Consider the following 19,501-nt stretch of genomic DNA (forward strand, 5'->3'; position numbering starts at 1 on the left):
TCCTCACCCCGCCAGATGCAGCTGGCGGCTGCTGCCGTAGAGGACCAGGGAGATCAGCAGGGTCACCGTCACCACCGCGATGAGCGACATCCGCACCGCGCGACCCGTCGCGACACCGACGCCGGATGGTCCGCCCGTGGCGGTGTAGCCGTAGTAGCTGTGCACGGTCATGACGACCACGGCCATGGTGATCGCCTGCCCGAACGACCACAGCACGTCGGTCGGGCGCAGGAAGGTCGCGAAATAGTGGTCGTAGACGCCGGGCGACTGGCCGAGCACCACGACGGTCGCGATGCGGCTCGACAGGAACGACGCCAGCACCGACAGCGAGTACAGGGGCACGACGGCGATCAAGCCCGCCAGGATGCGTGTGCCGACGAGATACGGCACCGACTTGATGGCCATGACCTCGAGCGCGTCGATCTCCTCGCTGATCCGCATCGCGCCGAGTTGAGCGGTGGTCCCGGCACCGATGGTCGCGGCGAGACCGACACCGGCCGTCACAGGTGCGACGACCCGGACGTTGACGTAGGCGGACAGGAAGCCGGTGAGCGCTTCGACACCGATGTTGCCGAGTGAGGTGAAACCCTGCACGGCGACGGTCGCGCCGGCGAACAGGGTGAGGAAACCCATGATGGCGACGCTGCCGCCCACCATCGCGAGCACGCCGGTGCCGAGGCCGATCTCCGAGACCACACGCAGGGTCTCGCGCGGATAGTGCCGGGCCGCCCGCACCGTCGAGAACAACGCGCCGACGAGGAAGACGACCTGGCGTCCCAGGGTGTCGATGCTGCGTGAGATCCCGTGGCCGAGGCGGCGCACCACCTGCGCAGTCCGACCGGTGGCCGCCCCCGCGATACTCATCGCCCCATCACCGCGATACCGATCGAGGTGAGCAGCATGTTGGCAAGGAACAACGCGACGAACGCGAAGACCACCGTCTCGTTGACGGCCTCGCCGACGCTCTTCGGGCCGCCGCTGACCGAGAGCCCGCGATGGCACGCGATCAGACCGGCGAGCAGACCGAAGACCGCCGCCTTGATCTCCGAGAGCAGCAGCTCACCGGGACCGACGAGCAGTGTGACCCCCGCGGCGTAGGCGCCGGGATCGACGTTCTGGAGTGTCACCGAGAAGAAGAACCCGCCGATCAGACCGATCGCGCACACCGCCCCGTTGAGCGTGACCGCGACGGCGGTCGACGCCAGTGCGCGCGGCAACACGAGCCGGGCGGCGGGGTCGATGCCGAGCACCTCGAGCGCGGCGATCTCGTCGCGGATGGTGCGGGAGCCGAGGTCGGCGGCGATCGCGGTGGCGCCGGCCCCGGCGACCACCAGCACCGTCACGAGCGGGCCGATCTGCGTGATGGCGCCGAGCCCGGCACCCGCTCCGCTCAGGTCGCCGGCACCGATCTCGAGCAGCAGCGAATTGAGCGTGAACACGACGAGGACGGTGAACGGGACGGACATCAGGATCGTGGGCACGAGCGACACCCGGGCGATGAACCAGAACTGGGTGAGGAATTCGCGCCATTGGAAGCGGGAGCGGAACAGGGCGGTGAACGCGTCGAGGGACAGCGCATAGAAACCGCCGAGTGCGTGTGCGGTCGCGCGTGGCACCGATCCCATGAATCCTCGCTTCTTCCACGGTCGCATCGACGAAACCGCGTCCCGACCTCTCGGGTGCGCCGAACATACCCCAGGGTATGTAGAGCGGCAAGGGAGCGATCCCGGGTCTCGGGACGACGCTATCGCGCAGAAGTGCCGACGGAGGCGGGTTCGAGAAGGTGCACCAGTTCGTCTGACAACAGCCGGAATTCGGAATCGCCACGTTCCCGAAGCCACACCGGATCGCTACAGGACCAGCGTTCGGCGGCCAGGGAACGGGTCAGGACCTTGAAGGTCGCGGTACGGGGGAACTCGCTGCAGACACGGATCAGACCGGGCATCTGCTTGGGGCCGAGATCGGTCTGCGCATCGAGGAAACGCGCGAACGCGACCGGATCGAAGTCGGAGCCCGCCGCAGGGATCACCGCGGCCATCACCCGGTCGCCGACGTTGCGGTCGGGCACCCCGTACACCGCAACCTGAGCGAAACCCTCGTACCGCATCAGGATGCGCTCGATGGGTGCCGCACCGAGATTCTCCCCGTCCACCCGGAGCCAACCCGAGCTGCGTCCGGCGAAGTAGACGAAGCCGTTCTCGTCCCGGTAGGCGAGGTCGCCGCTGTGATAGCGCCCGTCGCGGAGGCGTTCGGCGTCGGCCTCGGGGTTGTTGTAGTAGCCGTCGAACAGACCGGCACCGCGCACGTTGACGAGCTCGCCCGTCGCGGCGTCGGCGTTGGTGATCCTGCCGTTCGCGTCGAACACCGCCGGAGGGCAGCGTCGCCCCGTCTCGGGATCGAGGATCTCGATGCCCTCGGGAAGCCGGCCGAGGGCGCCGGCCGGGGCGTCGGGTGCCGACGCGATCGCGATGCCGCCCTCGGTCGAGCCGAATCCGTCGACCACCCGTGCGCCGAAGCGCCGCGTGAACTCGGCGACGTCGGCGGCCGACGCCTCGTTGCCGTACACGATGCGCAGCGGGTTGTCGTGGTCGTCGGGCTGCTCGGGAGTCGCCACGACATACGACAGCGGCTTGCCGACGTAGTTCGCGAAGGTCACGCCGTAGCGGCGGACGTCGGGAAGGAAACCCGACGCCGAGAACCGTCGGCGCAGAGCGATGCTGCCGCGCGCCGCGAGCCCGATCGACCAGCCGGCGATCATCGCGTTGGAATGGAACAGGGGCATCGACACGTACACGGTGTCGTCGGGGCCGAGACCGAACCGCGTGGCGAGCATCGTCGCGGGATCGGTGAACTTGCGGTGCGTGCACCGTACGGCCTTCGGGTCGCCGCTCGTGCCCGACGTGAAGATCAGCATGAACAGGTCGTCGGGGGAGGGCGAGGCAGTCTCCCCGACCGTGTCGGCGAACGGGGCGAGCATCGCCGTCCACTCGGACGAGTCGACGTCGATCACCCGCACGTCGCCGAGATCCACACCGTCGAGCAGGGACGCATGTGCGGCTTCGGTGAACACGACCCGGCAATCGGCGAGCGCGATGTCGCGGGCGAGCGCCGCACCGCGCCGGGTCGTGTTCAGGCCCACCACCACCGAACCGGAGAAGGCCGCGGCGCCCAGCAGCAACGAGAACTCCGGGACGTTGTCCATGAGGATCCCGATGTGCTTCGGCGCCGGGCCGTCGAGCAGGTCGCGTAACAGTGCGGCGCGTCGCCGGGACTGCGCGACGTGTTCGCGCCACGACAGTTCGGTCTCCTCGAAACGCAGGCCTCGATCGTCGACGTCGGCGAGTCGTTCGAGCAGTTCGGTGACGGTGAGAGCGGTCATGCGATCAGGCCGGGACGTCGGCGAGTTCGTGTCCGAGCGCGCGCAACTGGTCGGTGGCGGAGCCGAGCAGGAACTCGTGGTGCTTGGCCGCGAGGAAGTAGCGGTGCACCGGATGGTCCTCGTCGAGCCCGACACCGCCGTGCACGTGCACGGTCGTGTGCGCGACACGGTGTCCCGCATCGGCCGCCCAGAAGGCCGCGGTGCGCAGGGCGTCGTCGTGACGCTCACCCGAGGCCATCCGGAAGGCGGCCTGCCACAACGTCAGTCGCACCGCCTTGACGTCGATGTAGGCGTCGGCGAGTCGCTGGGAGACGGCCTGGAAACTACCGATCGGGCGATCGAACTGGACGCGTTCGCGCGCGTACTGCGCGGTGAGCTCGAGGGCCTGTTCGAGGACGCCGCACTGGTAGGCGGCGGAGCCGAGCAGGCTGCGGTCGCGCAACCACGTCGCCACGGCGACGCCGTCGGTGCCGAGAACACGGTCGGCCGGGAGCGGGACCTGCTCGAGGGTGACGATGCCGCGACTGTCGAAGTCGGTGGTCTGCTGCCGGGTGATCGAGACACCCGGATCGTCGGGTCGCACGAGGAAGACCGCCACCGAGTCGCTTACGGTGGCCGGGACGAGGAAACCGTCGGCGACCGGCGCCGCGTCGACGACGATCTTCACGCCGTCGAGCACGTGCCCGTCGCCCGTGGCCTGCGCCCGGGTCGCCGGGGTCGTGGGATCGGGATTCAGTTCCTCGGCAAGGGCTGCGGAGAGGATCTGCTCACCGGTCGCCGCGGGACGCCCCCACTCGGCCTGCTGCTCGGCGGTGCCGAACTCCGCGATCGCCGACGCGCACGCGGCGATCGAGCCGATGTAGGGGACGGCGGCGACGCCGCGGCCGAGTTCGCGCAGGATGCTCGCCTGCTCGAGTGGGCCGTACCCGTCTCCGCCCAGCGACTCGGGAAGAGCGGCGCCGAGCACGCCCGACGATGCGAGCGTGTCCCACAGGGTGCGGTCGATGCGGTCCTCGGAGGCGTCGAGTGTGCGCAGGTGTTCGTTGGTGACGATGTCCGCGACGATGCTGCGGGTCAGTTCTGCGAGATCCTGCTGGGCCTCGGTAAGGGTGAAGTCCACGGTGCGCGTCCTTTTCTAACGCTTGGCGGGCGGCTGGCCGAGAGCGGTCATCGCGATGATGTCGCGCTGTACCTCGTTGGTGCCGCCCCCGAAGGTGAGGATGAGGGAGCTGCGGTGCATGCGTTCGATCCGGCCGCGGAGCAACGCGCCGGCCGAGCTCTGCCGTACCGTCGCAGCGGGGCCGAGGACCTCCATGAGCAACCGGTAGGCCTCGGTCGCGAATTCGGTTCCGAACACCTTGTTGGCCGAGGCGGCCTCCGGGCCGAGCGGGGTCGTGCCGGCGCTCGAGGCGATGTCCCAGTTCATCAGCTGCAGGTATTCGGCCTTGGCATGGACGCGTGCCAGGTTGATCTGCACCCATTCCTGGTCGATCACCCGCTGCCCGTCGGGCAGATGCGTCTCCTGCGCCCAGCGCCGGACCTCGGTCAGCGCGGTGCGCACGGGGCCGGCGGAGGTGAGCGCGACCCGCTCGTGGTTGAGCTGGTTGGTGATGAGCGCCCAGCCGCCGTCGACCTCGCCGACGAGCGCGGACGCCGGGACGCGCACGTCCTGGTAATAGGTGGCGCTCGTGTCGGGGCCGGCCATGGTGTGCACAGGGGTGTACGAGAAGCCGGGAGTGTCGGTCGGCACGATGAAGACGCTGATCCCCTTGTGCTTCTTGACATCCGGGTTGGTGCGCGCGGCGAGCCAGACGTAGTCGGCGTAGGCGATCAGGCTCGTCCACATCTTCTGCCCGTTGATGACCCACTCGTCGCCGTCGCGCACCGCGGTGGTGCGCAGGGAGGCGAGGTCGGTGCCGGCGCCGGGTTCGGAATAGCCGATCGAGAAGTGCAGTTCTCCCGCGGAGATGCGGGGGAGGAAGAACTCCTTCTGCTCGTCCGTGCCGTAGTGCATGATCGTCGGCGCGACCGAATCGATGGTGAGGAACGGGACGGGCGCGCCGGCGATGGCCGCCTCGTCGGTGAAGATCAATTGGTCCATCGCGGAACGGTTCTGACCGCCGTACTCCTCGGGCCACCCGAGCGTGAGCCAACCGTCCTTGCCCATCTGCTGCACGACCTCGCGGTACACGTTGCCGGAGCCGTACTCCCCGGTCGTGGCCGCGAGCGCCTCGCGGCGCTCGGGTGTCATGATCTGTGCGAAATAGGCCCGCAATTCCTCGCGGAGGGCTTGTTGCCCGGGGGTGTAGGAGATGTCCACGAACGCTCCGTTTCGTCGCTGCGTGTCCCCGCGAATCGTCTCTGTGGGATCATCGCGAATCATTGCACAGAATTGGAACGCGTTCTAGTCTGGACCCGATCGGTCGGCGCGAATGTGAAGCGAGGTCCCGGAATGGATGTCAAGGTCGACTTCGACCGCTGTGAAGCGAACGGCGTGTGTGTCGGGCTGGCGCCCGACGTCTTCGATCTCAACGACGACGACGAGCTGATCGTCACGCATCCCGTACCCGAGGGTAGTGAGGACGCCGTCCGCGAGGCCGTCGCCCAGTGCCCGCGTGCGGCCCTCGCCGAGGCGTGAGCGTCGGACGGTGACCGGCACCGACCCTTGCCAGGAAAAATAACAAGTTCTACATTTTCGGTGCCCCCGGGTCCTGGTGGGGAGAGTACCGGCGTGCGGCCGGCAATCGGCCCGAATCTCGAGGAGTACGTGGATGAGTGCGGACGCCAACGGTGGCGTGGGGAACGACGATCGGGTGTCTCTCGAAGGGCGGGTCGCCGTCGTCACGGGAGCCGGAGCGGGTCTCGGACGTGCCGAGGCGCTCGCGCTCGCGCGGGCCGGAGCATCGGTGGTGGTCAACGATCTCGTGGAGAACGACGCGGTGGAGGACACTCTCGCGCGGATCCGCGATCTCGGTGCCGCAGCGGAGTTCGTGCCCGGCAGCGTCGCCGAGCGTGAGACGGCCGATGCGATGCTCGCCGCGGCGCAGGGCAAGTTCGGTGGTCTCGACATCGTCGTCAACAATGCGGGCATCACGCGGGATCGGATGCTGCCCAACATGTCCGACGACGAATGGGATTCGGTGGTCGCCGTGCACCTGCGCGGTCACTTCCTGCTCTCCCGCAATGCGGCGGCCTACTGGCGCGACAGGTCGAAGCAGGAGGGTGGCCCGGTCTACGGGCGGCTGGTCAACACGTCCTCGGAGGCCGGTCTGCTCGGGCCGCCCGGGCAGCCCAACTACGGCGCCGCCAAGGCCGGCATCACCGCACTCACCCTTTCGGCCGCCCGAGGTCTCGAGCGGTACGGGGTCCGGGCGAACGTGATCTGCCCCCGCGCGCGCACGTCGATGACCGAGGCGGTCTTCGGCGACGCACCGGACGACGGTATCGATCCGCTCTCGCCCGACCATGTGGCGAATCTGGTCGCCTATCTCGCCTCCCCGGCCGCCGATCGCGTCAACGGGCAGGTCTTCATCGTCTACGGACCCATGGTGGCCCTGATGGCCGCGCCGGTCGTCGAGCAGCGTTTCGACGCCGACGGGCAGTGGACCCCCGCAGCGCTCGCCGACGAGCTCGGCGGTTACTTCGCCGATCGTGATCCGGGCCGGACGTTCTCGGCCTCGACGGCTCTCGATCTGTAGTTCCGGCCACCCCTGCTGTTCCCGTTCGGGGTCAGCAGGGGATGCCGTGTCTTCGTCCCCGGGCCGGGATCCTGCAACTACGGGTGACGGACACCGGGGATTCCGGTAGCGTCACGCCCACTCGGGCTGTTCCTCCGGCTCTCGCCGGGTCCCGTATTTTCGCCTGGTACGTGTTCTAGTTTTTTCTTCAGCTGCGACGACCCGATCGGCCGTGACGGCCTCTCGCGCCGAGGCGATCGAGCTCGGGCCCGGCGTCGAAAATCTCACCGAAACCCCAGCGTAAAACCACTTATGAGCGTGTCGATGCGCGTCGGTCGACGCCCGTGTGTCCGTTCGGACGGAAATGGATCGAGATGCCCCTCGACGGATCTTTGACAGGTGAACACGTTCTAGTTACTATGACCCGGGTCACAGCACACGCCATCGATCGGCCGCGCGCCGACGACGTGAGGATCGAAGGGGGCACACGATGGTAGACCTCCTCGAGGTTCCCTTACGGGCCGTCGGCGGACTGTTCGCCATGACCGGCGAGACCGCCCGGGCGGCCTTCCGTCGCCCCTTCCAACGGCGCGAGTTCATCGACCAGGCCTGGTTCGTCGCACGCGTTTCGCTCGTGCCCACCGTGCTCGTCGCGGTGCCGTTCACGGTTCTGGTGAGCTTCACCCTCAACATCCTGCTCCGGGAGATCGGCGCCGCCGACCTCAGCGGAGCGGGCGCGGCCCTCGGCGCGGTGACGCAGGTGGGTCCCATGGTCACGGTGCTCATCGTCGCCGGTGCCGGCGCCACCGCGATCTGCGCCGATCTCGCGGCGCGCACCATCCGCGAGGAGATCGACGCGATGCGTGTGCTCGGCATCGATCCGATCCAGCGTCTCGTCGTGCCCCGGGTGCTCGCGTCCACCGTCGTCGCGCTGCTGCTCAACGGTCTCGTGTGCACGATCGGCATCCTCGGCGGGTTCGCCTTCTCGGTCTTCCTCCAGGACGTCAACCCCGGCGCGTTCATCAACGGCATCACCCTGCTCACCGGCTTCGGAGAACTGATGATCTCCCAGGTCAAGGCGGGGCTGTTCGGCATGATCGCGGGACTGGTCGCGTCCTATCTCGGTCTCAATGTCAAAGGTGGAGCGAAGAGTGTCGGCGACGCCGTCAACCAGACGGTCGTGTTCGCGTTCATGGCGCTGTTCGTGGTCAACCTCCTCGTCACGGCCGTCGGCATCAAGCTGACCGCGGGATGAGGGGAGCGGAGATTACATGGCAGTGATGTCCTGGCGCTTCCCCCGTGCGGTTCGGCGCGTGACACGTGCGTCGTCCACGGTGGACCGGGTGGGGGAGCAGGCGCTGTTCTTCGGGCGCGCCCTCGCGACGGTCCCCCGGGCGCTGATGCACTATCCCAAGGAGACGGTGCGTCTGGTCGCCGAGATCAGCATGGGCACCGGTGCACTCGCCGTCATCGGCGGCACCGTCGTGATCGTCGGCTTCCTGACGCTCTTCACCGGCGGCATCATCGCCGTGCAGGGCTTCAGCTCCCTCGGCAACATCGGCGTCGAAGCGCTCACCGGGTTCTTCGCGGCCTTCATCAATGTGCGTATCGCGGCCCCGACGATCGCCGGTATCGGGCTGGCGGCCACCATCGGCGCCGGCTCCACCGCCCAGCTCGGAGCCATGCGTGTCTCCGAGGAGATCGACGCGCTCGAGACCATGGCGATCCCGTCCATCCCGTATCTGGTGTCCACGCGCGTGCTCGCAGGGATGATCGCGATCGTCCCGCTGTACTCGCTCGCCGTGATCGCCTCGTTCGTCGCGAGCCGTTTCGCGACGGTGGTGCTCTACGGTCAGTCGGCCGGCGTGTACGACCACTACTTCACGACCTTCCTGATACCCACCGACATCCTGTGGTCGTTCGTCCAGGCCATCGTGATGGCGATCGCCGTGATGCTCATCCACACCTACTACGGCTTCAACGCAGGTGGCGGCCCCGTCGGTGTGGGTGTCGCGGTCGGCAACGCGGTGCGGGCCTCGCTCGTCGCGGTCGTCACCGTCACCCTGCTCATCTCGCTCGCCGTCTACGGCGCGACCGGCAACTTCAACCTGTCGGGATAGGGCGCGCGACATGGACACTCCTTCGTGGAAGAAGAAGCTCGCCGCCTTCGGTCTCGTGGGCGGCCTCGCCGCGATCGTCGCGGTGGCATTGACGATGTTCGCCGGTGGGTTCACCTCGACGGTCCCGCTCACCGTCACCTCACCCCGGTCGGGTCTGGTGATGGAGCCCGACGCCAAGGTGAAGATGCGCGGCGTCGAGGTGGGGCGCGTGGCGTCGATCGAGCACACACCGGCCGGTGCGGTCCTGCATCTGGACATGCAGCCCGGGCAGATGCAGCTCATCCCCTCGAACGCGCGGGTGGCGATCGAATCCACCACCGTCTTCGGTGCCAAGTTCGTCGACATCGTCGTCCCCGACGATCCGTCCTCGGTGCCGATGCAGGAAGGCGCCGTGATCGCGGCCGACAACGTCACCGTCGAGTTCAACACGGTCTTCGAGCACCTGTCCGACGTGCTCGCGCAGATCCAGCCCGAGAAGCTCAACGCCACCCTCGGCGCGCTGTCGGAAGCGCTCAACGGACGCGGCAACGCTCTCGGTGCCGCCCTGGCCGAGGCCGATGCGTATCTCGCCGAGATGAATCCGTCGCTGCCGCAACTGCAGGCCGACCTCGTCTCGGCCGCGCAGGTCACCGACGTCTACGCCGACACGGCCCCCGACCTCATGACCACGATCGGCAACGCCACCGACGTCGGCAACACCGTCGTCGACGAACAACAGCAACTCGACCTGCTGCTGATGAACCTCACCGGTCTCGCGAACACCGGACGGGACGTCCTGGGGGAGAACGAAGCACAGTTGACCACCGCACTCGACAGCCTGAGCCACACCACCGGCCTGCTCGGTGAGTACTCGCCCGAACTGACCTGCTTCATCGTCGGTCTCAACGACGCCCGGGTGGCGTTCGAACCGATGGCCGGCACCGGCGAGTACGCGGCCCTGACCCTGAGCACGAGCTTCATGGGCGGTGCCACGCCGTACAACGACGCCCAGGATCTGCCCGTGGTCGGCGCGACCGGCGGACCGAACTGCTGGGGCCTGCCGAACTTCGACCCGCGCCGCGACGGTCACGCGCCGTTCGTCGTGTCGAACACCGGCGAAACACCGTACAAGCCCGCAACGGAGGCCTGGATCCGCTACCCGACGATCTTCCAGTACCTGTTCGGCGACCATCTCGCGGGCGGGCGGTGACCATGAGAGCGACCACCGTCAAGTTCCTGATCTTCGCCGTCACGATGGCGTTGATCTTCGCCGGGCTGGCCGTCGTGTTCAGTCAAGCGCGGTTCACCGGCACCGAGAACTACCGGGCCACCTTCACCGATGTCTCCGGTCTCGGTGCCGGCGACAAGGTCCGCATCGCGGGGGTGCAGGTCGGCTCGGTGAAGAAGGTCGACATCGGCCGCGACAACACCGCCGAGATCGAGTTCGATGTGGACGCGAAACACACGCTGTTCACCGGCACCCGCGCCACCGTGCGGTACGAGAACCTCGTCGGCGACCGGTATCTCGAACTGCTCGAAGGTGCCGGCAGCGTCGACGTCCTGCCCGCCGGTGGCAGCATCCCGATCGAACAGACCGAACCGGCCCTCGACCTCGACCTGCTCCTCGGCGGATTCAAGCCGCTGCTGCAGGGCCTCGACGCGCAGCAGGTCAACGACCTCTCCGGAGCGCTGTTGCAGGTCTTCCAGGGGCAGGGCGACACGCTCGTGTCGCTGCTGGGGAACACCAACTCGTTCACCAACTCCCTCGCCGACCGCGACCAGCTGATCGGCGACGTCATCGACAACCTCAACGCCGTCCTCGGCACGATCGACGATCACGACCGCGAGTTCGAGAACACGATCGAACAGCTGCACACCCTGGTGGGCGGGCTGTCCGCGGATCGTGATCCCATCGGCGCGTCGATCCCGCAGATGGCCTCCGGCACCGCGGATCTCGCCGCACTGTTGCAGAACAACCGGCCCGACCTGCAGACGGTCATCGCCGAGACGAACCGCACCATGACCCAGCTCGATCTCGGCAAGGACGACATCAACCGCACGCTCGAACGTCTGCCCTCCGATTACAAGAAACTCATCCGCGTGGGTGCATACGGAAACTTCTTCCAATTCTTCCTCTGTGCCAACACTTTCAAGTTCTCCGGACCGGACGGCACCACCATCCGGTACACCACGGCGAACCACGACACGGGAAGGTGTGCGAAGGTCGAATGAGTGCACCTCGTGACCCCAACTACATCCGGACGGGCATCATCGGCCTGGCCGTGTCCGCCGCGATCGTGCTCGCCGGTCTGCAGTACGACCAGCTGCACTTCCTCTCCGGTGGCCTGAGCTACTCCGCCCGTTTCCAGGACGCCGGTGGCCTCGTCCCCGGCGACGACGTCATGCTCGCGGGCGTGAACGTCGGCGACGTCACCGACGTGCGGCTCGACGATCAGGCCGTGCTGGTCACCTTCCGCATCCGCGACGGCATCGGGCTCGGCGACACCACCGGTGCCGACATCAAGACCAACACCGTCCTCGGCCGGAAGTCCTTGGCGTTGCGCCCCGGTGGCGAGGGCGTGATGCGCCCGGGTTCGGTGATCGCGCTCGAACGCACCAACTCGCCGTACTCGTTGACCGACGCTCTCGGCGACCTCACGACGTCGGTCTCCGAACTCGACACCGACCGGATCAACGAGTCGCTCGACGCGTTGTCGCAGTCGCTCGAGAACACCCCGCCCGAGATCCAGGGCGCCCTGGAGGGCATGACCCGCCTGTCGCAGTCGATCAACGCCCGCGACGAATCGCTCGACCAGCTGCTCGAACGCGCCGAGGGGGTGACGAGCATCCTCGCCGAGCGCAGCGACCAGGTCAACGCGCTCATCGTCGACGCGAATGCACTGTTCGGCGAACTGAGTCTGCGCCGCGACGCCATCACCGAACTGATCGCGAACATCTCGTCCGTCTCACGTCAGCTCACCGGCCTCGTGCAGGACAACCAGGCGCAGATGGCGCCGACGCTCGAGAAGCTCAACCTCGTGACGGCCAACCTGCAGGCGAACAAGGAGAACATCGCCGGCGCACTCGACGGTCTGGGCCCGTACATCGGCGCGCTCGGCGAATCCGTCGCCAGCGGACCGTTCTTCAACGCCTACGTGTCCAACATCCTGCCGGCACCGTGGTGGAAGGCCGTGGTGGACAGCCAGGTCGCGCCCGATCTCCTCCCCGAGGATCTGCAGGACGTGATCCCGGACGAACCCCCGACGATCAAGAGGGACGGCGAATGAGTACCGATACCGTCGCAACGACCCGGCGGCGCCCGGCTTGGCTGATGGCGGCGATCATCGGTGCCGTCGTCGTGCTCGTGCTCGGCGCCCTCGCCGTGTTCGTCCTCCCGGACCTCGGCAAGCGCACCATCCACGCCGAATTCGCTTCCACCAGCGGCCTGTACGAGGGCGACGACGTGCGGGTGCTCGGGGTGTCGGTGGGACGCATCAGCGACATCGAACCCCGCGACGACCTCGTGCGGGTGACGATGCAGGTCGACAGCGGCGTCGAGATCCCGTCCGAGGCGAACGCCGTCGTCATCGCACAGAGCCTCGTCTCGGCACGCTTCGTCCAGCTCACCCCGGTCTACTCGGGTGGTCCGACGATCGAGGACGGCGCGACGATCCCGATGCAGCGCACGGCCTCTCCGGTCGAATGGGACCAGATCAAGACCGAACTGATGCGGCTGTCCGAAGCGCTCGGCCCCGAGGAACTCGACCCGCAAGGATCCCTCGGCCGGTTCATCGACACCGCAGCCGAGAATCTCGAGGGCAACGGGCAGACCGTGCGTGGGGCCCTGCGCGAGTTGTCGGACACGATGCGCACGCTCTCCGAGGGACGCACCGACCTGTTCTCGACGATCCGCAACCTGCAGACCTTCGTGTCGGTCCTCTCGTCGAGCAACGAGCAGATCGTCCAGTTCGGCGGTCGTCTCGCGTCGGTCTCCGACGTGCTCGCGCAGAGCTCCGACCAGCTCGGGGTCTCGTTGTCCGAGTTGAACATCGCCGTCGGCGACGTGCAGCGGTTCGTGCAGGACAACCGGGCCGGTCTCACCGAATCGGTGCAGCGACTCGCCGACGCGACCGAGGTGCTCGCTCGCAAGCGACCCGAGATCGAGCGGGTGCTGCACTCGGGCCCGACCTCCCTCGCGAACTTCTACAACATCTACAAACCGGCGCAGGGTTCGCTCACGGGCGCACTCGCGATCAACAACCTCGCCAACCCCGTCGAGTGGATGTGCGGGTCGGTCGCGGCCGCCGCCAACGCGACCTCCGAACGCAGCGAGGAACTGTGCCGCCAGCAGCTCGGACCGGTGCTGTCGTCCATCAACGCCAACTACCTTCCGCTGCTGGTCAATCCGCTCGCCGGTGTGCAGGCCTTCGACGGCGACATCGTCTACACCGAACCCTGGCTCGAAGGGGCGTCGGAAGGACGCGGCACCGCACCCGGACCGTCGCTGTCGGAAGCGGCGTCGCCGCTCGACGGGATCCTCGGCGGCCTGCCGTCGCTGCAGGTCCCGCAGGATCTCGGTTCCCTGCTGCAGCCGGGAGGAGGACGATGACCGGCCGATCGATGTTCCGCCGCCTGGGCGTCGCGGTCACTGCCGTCGCGGTGGGCACGACGCTCACCGCGTGCGAGTGGGGCGGGCTCAACTCGATTCCCATGCCCGGCACCGCCGGCCGCGGGGAGGGCGCCTACCGGGTGCAGATCGAGATGCCCAACGTGACGACCCTGACCCAGAACTCGCCCGTGCGGGTCGACGACGTCACCGTGGGGTCGATCTCGGGGATCGAACTCGACGGCTGGCACGCGCTCGTGACGGTCTCGCTCGACGAAGGCGTGATCGTTCCGGCCAACTCGCTCGCCCGGATCGGGCAGACGAGTCTGCTCGGATCGCAGCACCTCGAACTGATCCCACCCGTCGGCGAACCCCCGCAGGGCCGGCTCGAGGACGGCGACGTCATCCCGCTCGAACGCGCCGGTGCGTATCCGACCACCGAACAGACGCTCTCGTCGCTCTCGGTGGTGCTCAACGGTGGTGGGCTCGCGCAGATCAACGACATCACCACCGAGCTGAACGCGGCACTCGTCGGCCGGGAGGACTCGATCCGGAACCTGCTCCCGCGCCTGGACGAACTGGTGTCGACCCTCGACACGCAGCGCGGCGACATCATCGCCGCGCTGGAGGGCATGGACCGCCTGGCCGCGACCGTCGACGACCAGAACGCGACCCTCGTCCGGGCTCTCGAGGAACTGCCGCCCGCGCTCGAGGTGCTGGCCGATCAGCGCTCGAACCTCACGGCCGCGATGAGTTCGCTCGGCGAGATGAGCACCGTGGCGAGCCGGGTCGTGGAGACCTCGAACGACGACCTGAAGGCGAATCTCGAAGGGCTCGCGCCGACATTGAAGGCCCTGGCCGATTCGGGCAGTGCCCTCACCGAGGTGCTCGGTGTGCTGCTCACCTATCCCTTCCCGCAGGCGGGCATCAACAACATCATCCGCGGCGACTACGCGAACCTCGCGATGACGATCGACCTCAGTCTCGAACGCCTCGACCTGAACTTCCTGTCCGGGACGCCACTCGCGGGACGCCTCGCGGGTCCGGAAGGGATCCTCGGCCGCGACGCGGGACTCGCTGCGCAGGCGACCGATCCGTTCCGTGCGCCGCTCGAGCCGCCACCGCCGCCACCGCCCGGTCCCGAAGGAAAACTGACGATCCCCGGCATCGGTGAGATCACCATTCCCGGCCTGCCCCTGGGGGTGCCCGCGCCATGATGCTCACGCGGTTCGTCCGCATCCAGCTCACGATCTTCGCGATCCTCACGGTCGTCGGACTCGTCGTGATGTCGCTGATGTACGTGCGGCTGCCCGCTCTGTTCGGGGTCGGGCGGTACGAGGTGGTCGTCGAACTCCAGTCGACCGGTGGCCTGTACCCGCATTCGAACGTCACCTACCGCGGCAACACCGTCGGCACCGTCCGGAGCGTCTCGTTGTCGCCGACGGGCGTCGAGGCGACGTTGTCCATCGACAGCGACGCGAAGATCCCCGCCGACGTCGACGCGGCCGTGCGCAGCGTCTCGGCGGTCGGTGAGCAGTACGTCGATCTCGTGCCCCGCGCCGACGGTTCGGGCGGCGAACGCCTGGCCGACGGCGACGTGATCCCGATCGACCGCACGACGGTGCCGCAGGAGGTCGGTGCCCTGCTCGACCAGGCCGACGTGCTGCTCGCCTCGATCGGCGACACGCGACTGCAGACCGTGGTCGACGAGGCGTTCGACGCGTTCAACGGTTCCGGACCCGAACTGCAGGAACTGATCGACTCGACGCGCCTGTTCGTGCAGGAGGCCTCGGCGAACAGTGCCGAGACACGGCAGTTGATCGACCAGATCGGTCCGCTGCTCGACACGCAGGTGGTCACGAGCGACGCCATCCGGTCGTGGACACGCGACATGGTGACGTTCACCGATCGTCTGCGCGAGAGCGACCCCGACCTGCGGGCCCTGCTCGACATCGGACCGGGCGCTGCCGCCGAAGCCGAATCGCTACTGCAGGACCTGAAACCGACGCTGCCGCTGCTGCTCGCGAATCTGGTGAGCGTCGGCGAGGTGGGCGTCATCTACAACGCCGGCATCGAGCAGATCCTGGTGCTGTACCCGCCGATGACGACGGCCCTGATCACCGCGGCCGGCGACGGCCCGCCCGAGGACGGTGCCGTGGTGGACTTCCACCTGCAGTTGCACGATCCGCCGCCGTGTCTGGCCGGTTTCGTGCCGCCGGAACAGTGGCGCAGCCCGGCCGACACGTCCATGGTCGACACCCCGGGCGACGTCTTCTGCCAACTGCCGCAGGACTATCCGAACGCGATCCGCGGTGCCCGGAACCTGCCGTGCATGGAGTACCCGGGCCGTCGCGCACCGACGCCCGACACGTGCCGCACCGGGTACAGCCCCACCTACTCGGACAATCCGTGGACCGGGCCGCCCACGCCGGTGGCCTCGGAGAACGTCGCACCCACGCCCGCCTCCTACGGCGGGGGAGACGACACGGCTCCCGCGGGGGTCGCGGCGCGACGGATCGATCCGCAGACCGGGACGTACATTGGTCCCGACGGCACCGTGTACACGCACGCCGATCTCGGTGGAGATCGGAGCTTGGAGAGTTACATGAAGGCGCAGCAGGGCTGATGGCAGACGAGATCGACAAGAAGACGACGCCGAGATGGGCCAAGCCGGTCGCGATCATCGCGTCCGTGCTGGTGATCGCGCTCGTGGCGGTCGGGGCCTGGCTCATCGTCGACCGGCAGTCCGCGAACGAACGCGACGAGCGGCGGGAGGCGTACCTGCAGGCCGCACGGCAGACGGTGCTCAACCTGACCACCATCAACGCCGACACCGCCGACGCCGACGTCGCCCGTCTGCTCGACGGCGCGACGGGTGATTTCAAGGCCGAGTTCGAGGGCCGCGAAGGACCTTTCGTGGAGGTCGTGCAACAGGCCGGTGTCGACACCACCGGTGAGGTCCTCGAAGCGGGGATCCAGAACGAGGACGGCACGTGCGCGTCGTCGCTCGTTGCCTCCCGCGCGATGGTGAGCAACGCCGACCAGACCGAACCCGAAGCACGCGACTTCCGACTGCGGGTGACGATCTGCGACGAGAACGGCAGATTGTTGGCGTCGAAGGTGGAGTTCGTGCCGTGACCGACGAGAAGGACGATCGCGTGACGCTCGACAAGACGACCGATGACACTGTGTCCGACGAAGCCGTGTCGGGCAAGGTGTCCGACGACGCCGTGTCCGGCAAGGTGTCCGACGACGCCGTGTCCGGCGAGACCGAGGAGACGGGCGGATCCACCGCCGTCGAGGCTTCACCAGCGGACCCCTCCGACGCGGAGGCGACAAAGGCATCGTACCTGCCGCACATCGCGATCGGATTGTCGGTCGTGGCACTGGTTTTCGCGGTCCTGGTGGGATGGCTCGCCTACGGCACCGCCCAGCAGTCCGCCGCCGAGACGGCACGGACGGAGGCGCGGGTCGCTGCGGAGGAACAGGCGGTCGCGATGCTCGCCTACACCCACGATCAGGTGGACGCGCAGACCGACGCCGCCGCAGAGGGTCTCACCGGCGACTTCCGCGACGAGTACACGAATCTGATGAAGAACATCATCGCGCCGGGCGCCAAGGAGAAGGCGATCAGCGTGCAGGTGAGCGTGCAGGCGTCGTCGGTGGTCTCCGCCGACGCCGACAGCGCCGTGACCCTGCTGTTCCTCAACCAGATCACGACGAGTTCGGAGAACCCCGAAGCGGTGAGCAGCGGCAGCCGGGTGCGTGTCGAACTCGAAAAGCAGGACGGGCGTTGGCTCGTCGGCCGGTTGACCCCGATCTAGGAGAGAGCCGTCAGGTGGGGTCGGGTTCGCCGTCCTCACCCGGCGCGATCAGCGCGCGCCCGGCGGCGCCGGTGTTGGCGAGGGTGTCGAGGAACGAACGGGCCCAGCGATCCACGTCGTGCGTGAGCACCTGACGGCGCAGCGCACGCATCCTCTTGCGGCCGTCCTCGCGCGGCACCTCGATCGCGGCCTGGATCTTGTCCTTGACGTCCTCGAGGTCGTGCGGGTTGCACTGGAACGACTGCCGCAGTTCGGCTGCGGCACCGGTGAACTCGCTGAGCACCAACGCGCCGCCGAGATCGCTGCGGCACGCGATGTACTCCTTGGCGACGAGGTTCATGCCGTCGCGCAAGGGGGTCACCAGCATGACGTCGGCCGCGACGAAGAACGCGATGAGCTCGTCGCGGGGGACCGGGCGGTGGATGTAGTGCACCACCGGACGCCCCACCTCGGCGTACTCGCCGTTGATGCGGCTGACCGTCCGCTCGATCTCGCCGCGCATGTGGACGTAGGAATCGACGCGCTCCCGGCTCGGGGTCGCGAGCTGCACCATCACGGTGTCCTTCGGGTCCATGCGACCCTCGGCGAGAAGTTCGTGCACCGCCTCGAGCCGCACGTCGATGCCCTTGGTGTAGTCGAGGCGGTCGACGCCGAGCAGGATCTTCTTCGGGTTGCCGAGTTCCTTGCGCAACGCCTTGGCGCGATCGCGGATGGCCTTGCTCCGCGACTGCTGGTCGAGCCGGCCCGATTCGATGGAGATGGGGAAAGCGCCGACGCGCACCGAGCGGAAGCCGACCTGGACCACGCCGAGCTTCGACCGGATCCCGATGTTGCCGCGTGAGGTCTGGGCACCTGCCAGACGTCGGGCGAGATACAGGAAGTTCTGGGCACCACCGGGAAGGTGGAAACCGATGAGATCGGCGCCGAGCAGACCCTCGACGATCTCGGTGCGCCACGGCAGTTGCATGAACAGCTCGATGGGCGGGAACGGGATGTGCAGGAAGAAGCCGATCGTCAGATCGGGACGGAGCATCCGCAGCATCTTCGGCACCAGCTGCAGCTGGTAGTCCTGGATCCAGACGGTCGCGCCCTCCGCGGCGGCCTTCGCGGTCTCCTCGGCGAAGCGGCGGTTGATCTCGACGTAGGAGTTCCACCATTCGCGCCGGTACTCCGGGCGCACGATCACGTCGTGGTAGAGCGGCCACAGCGTGGCGTTGGAGAACCCCTCGTAGTATTCGGCGACGTCCTCGGTGCTCAACCGCACCGAGTGCAGGGTCAGCCCGTCCTCGACGATGACACCGGACTCGGCGTCGGCCACGCCGGCCCAGCCGACCCACGCGCCGTTGTTCGAACGCAGGATCGGCTCGAGCGCGGTGACGAGTCCGCCCGGACTGCGCTTCCAGCGGGTGGTGCCGTCGGGAAGCCGTTCGAGGTCGACCGGCAGGCGATTGGCGACGACCACGAAGTCCGACCCGGCGTGCGAGTCGTGGTTCCCCGCTGCGTTCGCTTCGCCTGCTGTCACGTTGTGGTCCTCTTTCGGGGCCGGTGCCGTCGCCGGCCCGGCAGGGGTGGGTGCCGCCACCGGCACCGGGGTGGGTGTCGTGCTCGTCAGTGCTTGTCGCTGGGACCGATGCCGAGCATCGACAGCAGCATGCGGCACTCGTCCGCATTCTCTGCGTAGGCGGCGACGACTCGCTGCGCCTGCCGTGCGGTTTCGTCGGCGACGGGTTCGAGATCCTCGTCGGCGATGTCGTTCGCGGTGGTCGGATCCGCGGCCATGATGTCCTCCCGGGGTCGCTGCTCTGTGCGAGCACGCATCGTCCTTCGACTCTAGGAGAATCGGACAGCTCACCGCCACCCGCCTTCCGAGGGCGGTCCTGGCACGGTCCTGCACGTCTACGTCGCGGTACCGTAGG

At 67.9% G+C, this 19,501-nt stretch carries 19 protein-coding genes; 12 read left to right on the plus strand and 7 right to left on the minus strand.

The genetic code is table 11. The features are described 5' to 3' along the window. Positions 1-3: 3 nt before the first annotated feature. From ACWPOC_RS04290 to ACWPOC_RS04310, 5 genes are all read right to left on the minus strand, one after another. The gene (locus ACWPOC_RS04290) at positions 4-858 is read right to left on the minus strand and encodes an MlaE family ABC transporter permease (protein WP_455408241.1); all 855 of its coding nucleotides are present in this window, start codon (positions 856-858) and stop codon (positions 4-6) included. Between the two features lie 2 nt (positions 859-860). Further along, positions 861-1,625, minus strand: coding sequence for an MlaE family ABC transporter permease (locus ACWPOC_RS04295; RefSeq protein ID WP_016692401.1), 765 nt, complete (start codon positions 1,623-1,625; stop codon positions 861-863). A gap of 119 nt (positions 1,626-1,744) precedes the next feature. After that, on the minus strand, positions 1,745-3,379 hold the full coding sequence (locus ACWPOC_RS04300) for a long-chain-fatty-acid--CoA ligase (RefSeq protein WP_455408068.1): 1,635 nt from the start codon (positions 3,377-3,379) through the stop codon (positions 1,745-1,747). A 4-nt stretch (positions 3,380-3,383) separates the two neighbouring features. Beyond that, positions 3,384-4,499 carry an acyl-CoA dehydrogenase family protein gene (locus ACWPOC_RS04305; protein ID WP_120281389.1) on the minus strand — a complete coding sequence of 372 codons (1,116 nt, stop codon included), beginning with the start codon at positions 4,497-4,499 and terminating at the stop codon, positions 3,384-3,386. Between the two features lie 15 nt (positions 4,500-4,514). Continuing rightward, complete coding sequence (locus ACWPOC_RS04310) at positions 4,515-5,699, minus strand: acyl-CoA dehydrogenase family protein (protein ID WP_120281390.1); 1,185 nt, start codon at positions 5,697-5,699, stop codon at positions 4,515-4,517. A gap of 132 nt (positions 5,700-5,831) precedes the next feature. Here ACWPOC_RS04310 and ACWPOC_RS04315 point away from each other — a divergent pair, with 132 nt between their 5' ends. From ACWPOC_RS04315 to ACWPOC_RS04370, 12 genes are all read left to right on the plus strand, one after another. After that, positions 5,832-6,017, plus strand: coding sequence for a ferredoxin (locus tag ACWPOC_RS04315; RefSeq protein WP_016692405.1), 186 nt, complete (start codon positions 5,832-5,834; stop codon positions 6,015-6,017). 133 nt (positions 6,018-6,150) lie between these two features. Further along, positions 6,151-7,077 (plus strand): 3-oxoacyl-ACP reductase, encoded by a 927-nt coding sequence (locus tag ACWPOC_RS04320; RefSeq protein ID WP_120281391.1) that lies wholly within the window; start codon positions 6,151-6,153, stop codon positions 7,075-7,077. Between the two features lie 469 nt (positions 7,078-7,546). Next, positions 7,547-8,311 carry an MlaE family ABC transporter permease gene (locus ACWPOC_RS04325; RefSeq protein ID WP_006551898.1) on the plus strand — a complete coding sequence of 255 codons (765 nt, stop codon included), beginning with the start codon at positions 7,547-7,549 and terminating at the stop codon, positions 8,309-8,311. Positions 8,312-8,327: 16 nt separating this feature from the next. Beyond that, positions 8,328-9,176: an MlaE family ABC transporter permease gene (locus tag ACWPOC_RS04330; protein ID WP_120281392.1), complete on the plus strand. Its 849-nt coding sequence runs from the start codon at positions 8,328-8,330 to the stop codon at positions 9,174-9,176. 10 nt (positions 9,177-9,186) lie between these two features. Then, positions 9,187-10,365: an MCE family protein gene (locus ACWPOC_RS04335; RefSeq protein WP_120281393.1), complete on the plus strand. Its 1,179-nt coding sequence runs from the start codon at positions 9,187-9,189 to the stop codon at positions 10,363-10,365. A 2-nt stretch (positions 10,366-10,367) separates the two neighbouring features. Next, positions 10,368-11,387, plus strand: coding sequence for an MCE family protein (locus tag ACWPOC_RS04340; protein ID WP_455408069.1), 1,020 nt, complete (start codon positions 10,368-10,370; stop codon positions 11,385-11,387). Continuing rightward, positions 11,384-12,442: an MCE family protein gene (locus ACWPOC_RS04345; protein ID WP_120281394.1), complete on the plus strand. Its 1,059-nt coding sequence runs from the start codon at positions 11,384-11,386 to the stop codon at positions 12,440-12,442. The genes ACWPOC_RS04340 and ACWPOC_RS04345 overlap by 4 nt, the downstream gene beginning before the upstream one ends. Beyond that, positions 12,439-13,764 carry an MCE family protein gene (locus ACWPOC_RS04350; protein WP_120281395.1) on the plus strand — a complete coding sequence of 442 codons (1,326 nt, stop codon included), beginning with the start codon at positions 12,439-12,441 and terminating at the stop codon, positions 13,762-13,764. The genes ACWPOC_RS04345 and ACWPOC_RS04350 overlap by 4 nt, the downstream gene beginning before the upstream one ends. Continuing rightward, the gene (locus ACWPOC_RS04355; RefSeq protein ID WP_006551892.1) at positions 13,761-14,978 is read left to right on the plus strand and encodes an MCE family protein; all 1,218 of its coding nucleotides are present in this window, start codon (positions 13,761-13,763) and stop codon (positions 14,976-14,978) included. Before ACWPOC_RS04350 ends, ACWPOC_RS04355 begins: the two co-directional genes overlap by 4 nt. Continuing rightward, on the plus strand, positions 14,975-16,387 hold the full coding sequence (locus tag ACWPOC_RS04360) for an MCE family protein (RefSeq protein ID WP_120281396.1): 1,413 nt from the start codon (positions 14,975-14,977) through the stop codon (positions 16,385-16,387). The genes ACWPOC_RS04355 and ACWPOC_RS04360 overlap by 4 nt, the downstream gene beginning before the upstream one ends. Beyond that, the gene (locus ACWPOC_RS04365) at positions 16,387-16,899 is read left to right on the plus strand and encodes a hypothetical protein (protein WP_120281397.1); all 513 of its coding nucleotides are present in this window, start codon (positions 16,387-16,389) and stop codon (positions 16,897-16,899) included. The genes ACWPOC_RS04360 and ACWPOC_RS04365 overlap by 1 nt, the downstream gene beginning before the upstream one ends. After that, entirely contained in the window at positions 16,896-17,585 is a 690-nt protein-coding gene (locus tag ACWPOC_RS04370) for a twin-arginine translocation pathway signal (RefSeq protein WP_120281398.1), read from the plus strand. The genes ACWPOC_RS04365 and ACWPOC_RS04370 overlap by 4 nt, the downstream gene beginning before the upstream one ends. A gap of 10 nt (positions 17,586-17,595) precedes the next feature. Here ACWPOC_RS04370 and ACWPOC_RS04375 read toward each other — a convergent pair whose 3' ends face one another. Continuing rightward, the gene (locus ACWPOC_RS04375; RefSeq protein ID WP_120281399.1) at positions 17,596-19,107 is read right to left on the minus strand and encodes a trehalose-6-phosphate synthase; all 1,512 of its coding nucleotides are present in this window, start codon (positions 19,105-19,107) and stop codon (positions 17,596-17,598) included. An 86-nt stretch (positions 19,108-19,193) separates the two neighbouring features. After that, on the minus strand, positions 19,194-19,403 hold the full coding sequence (locus ACWPOC_RS04380; protein ID WP_016692417.1) for a hypothetical protein: 210 nt from the start codon (positions 19,401-19,403) through the stop codon (positions 19,194-19,196). Between the last annotated feature and the right edge of the window lie 98 nt (positions 19,404-19,501).

This window comes from Rhodococcus sp. 5G237, from assembly GCF_053764735.1.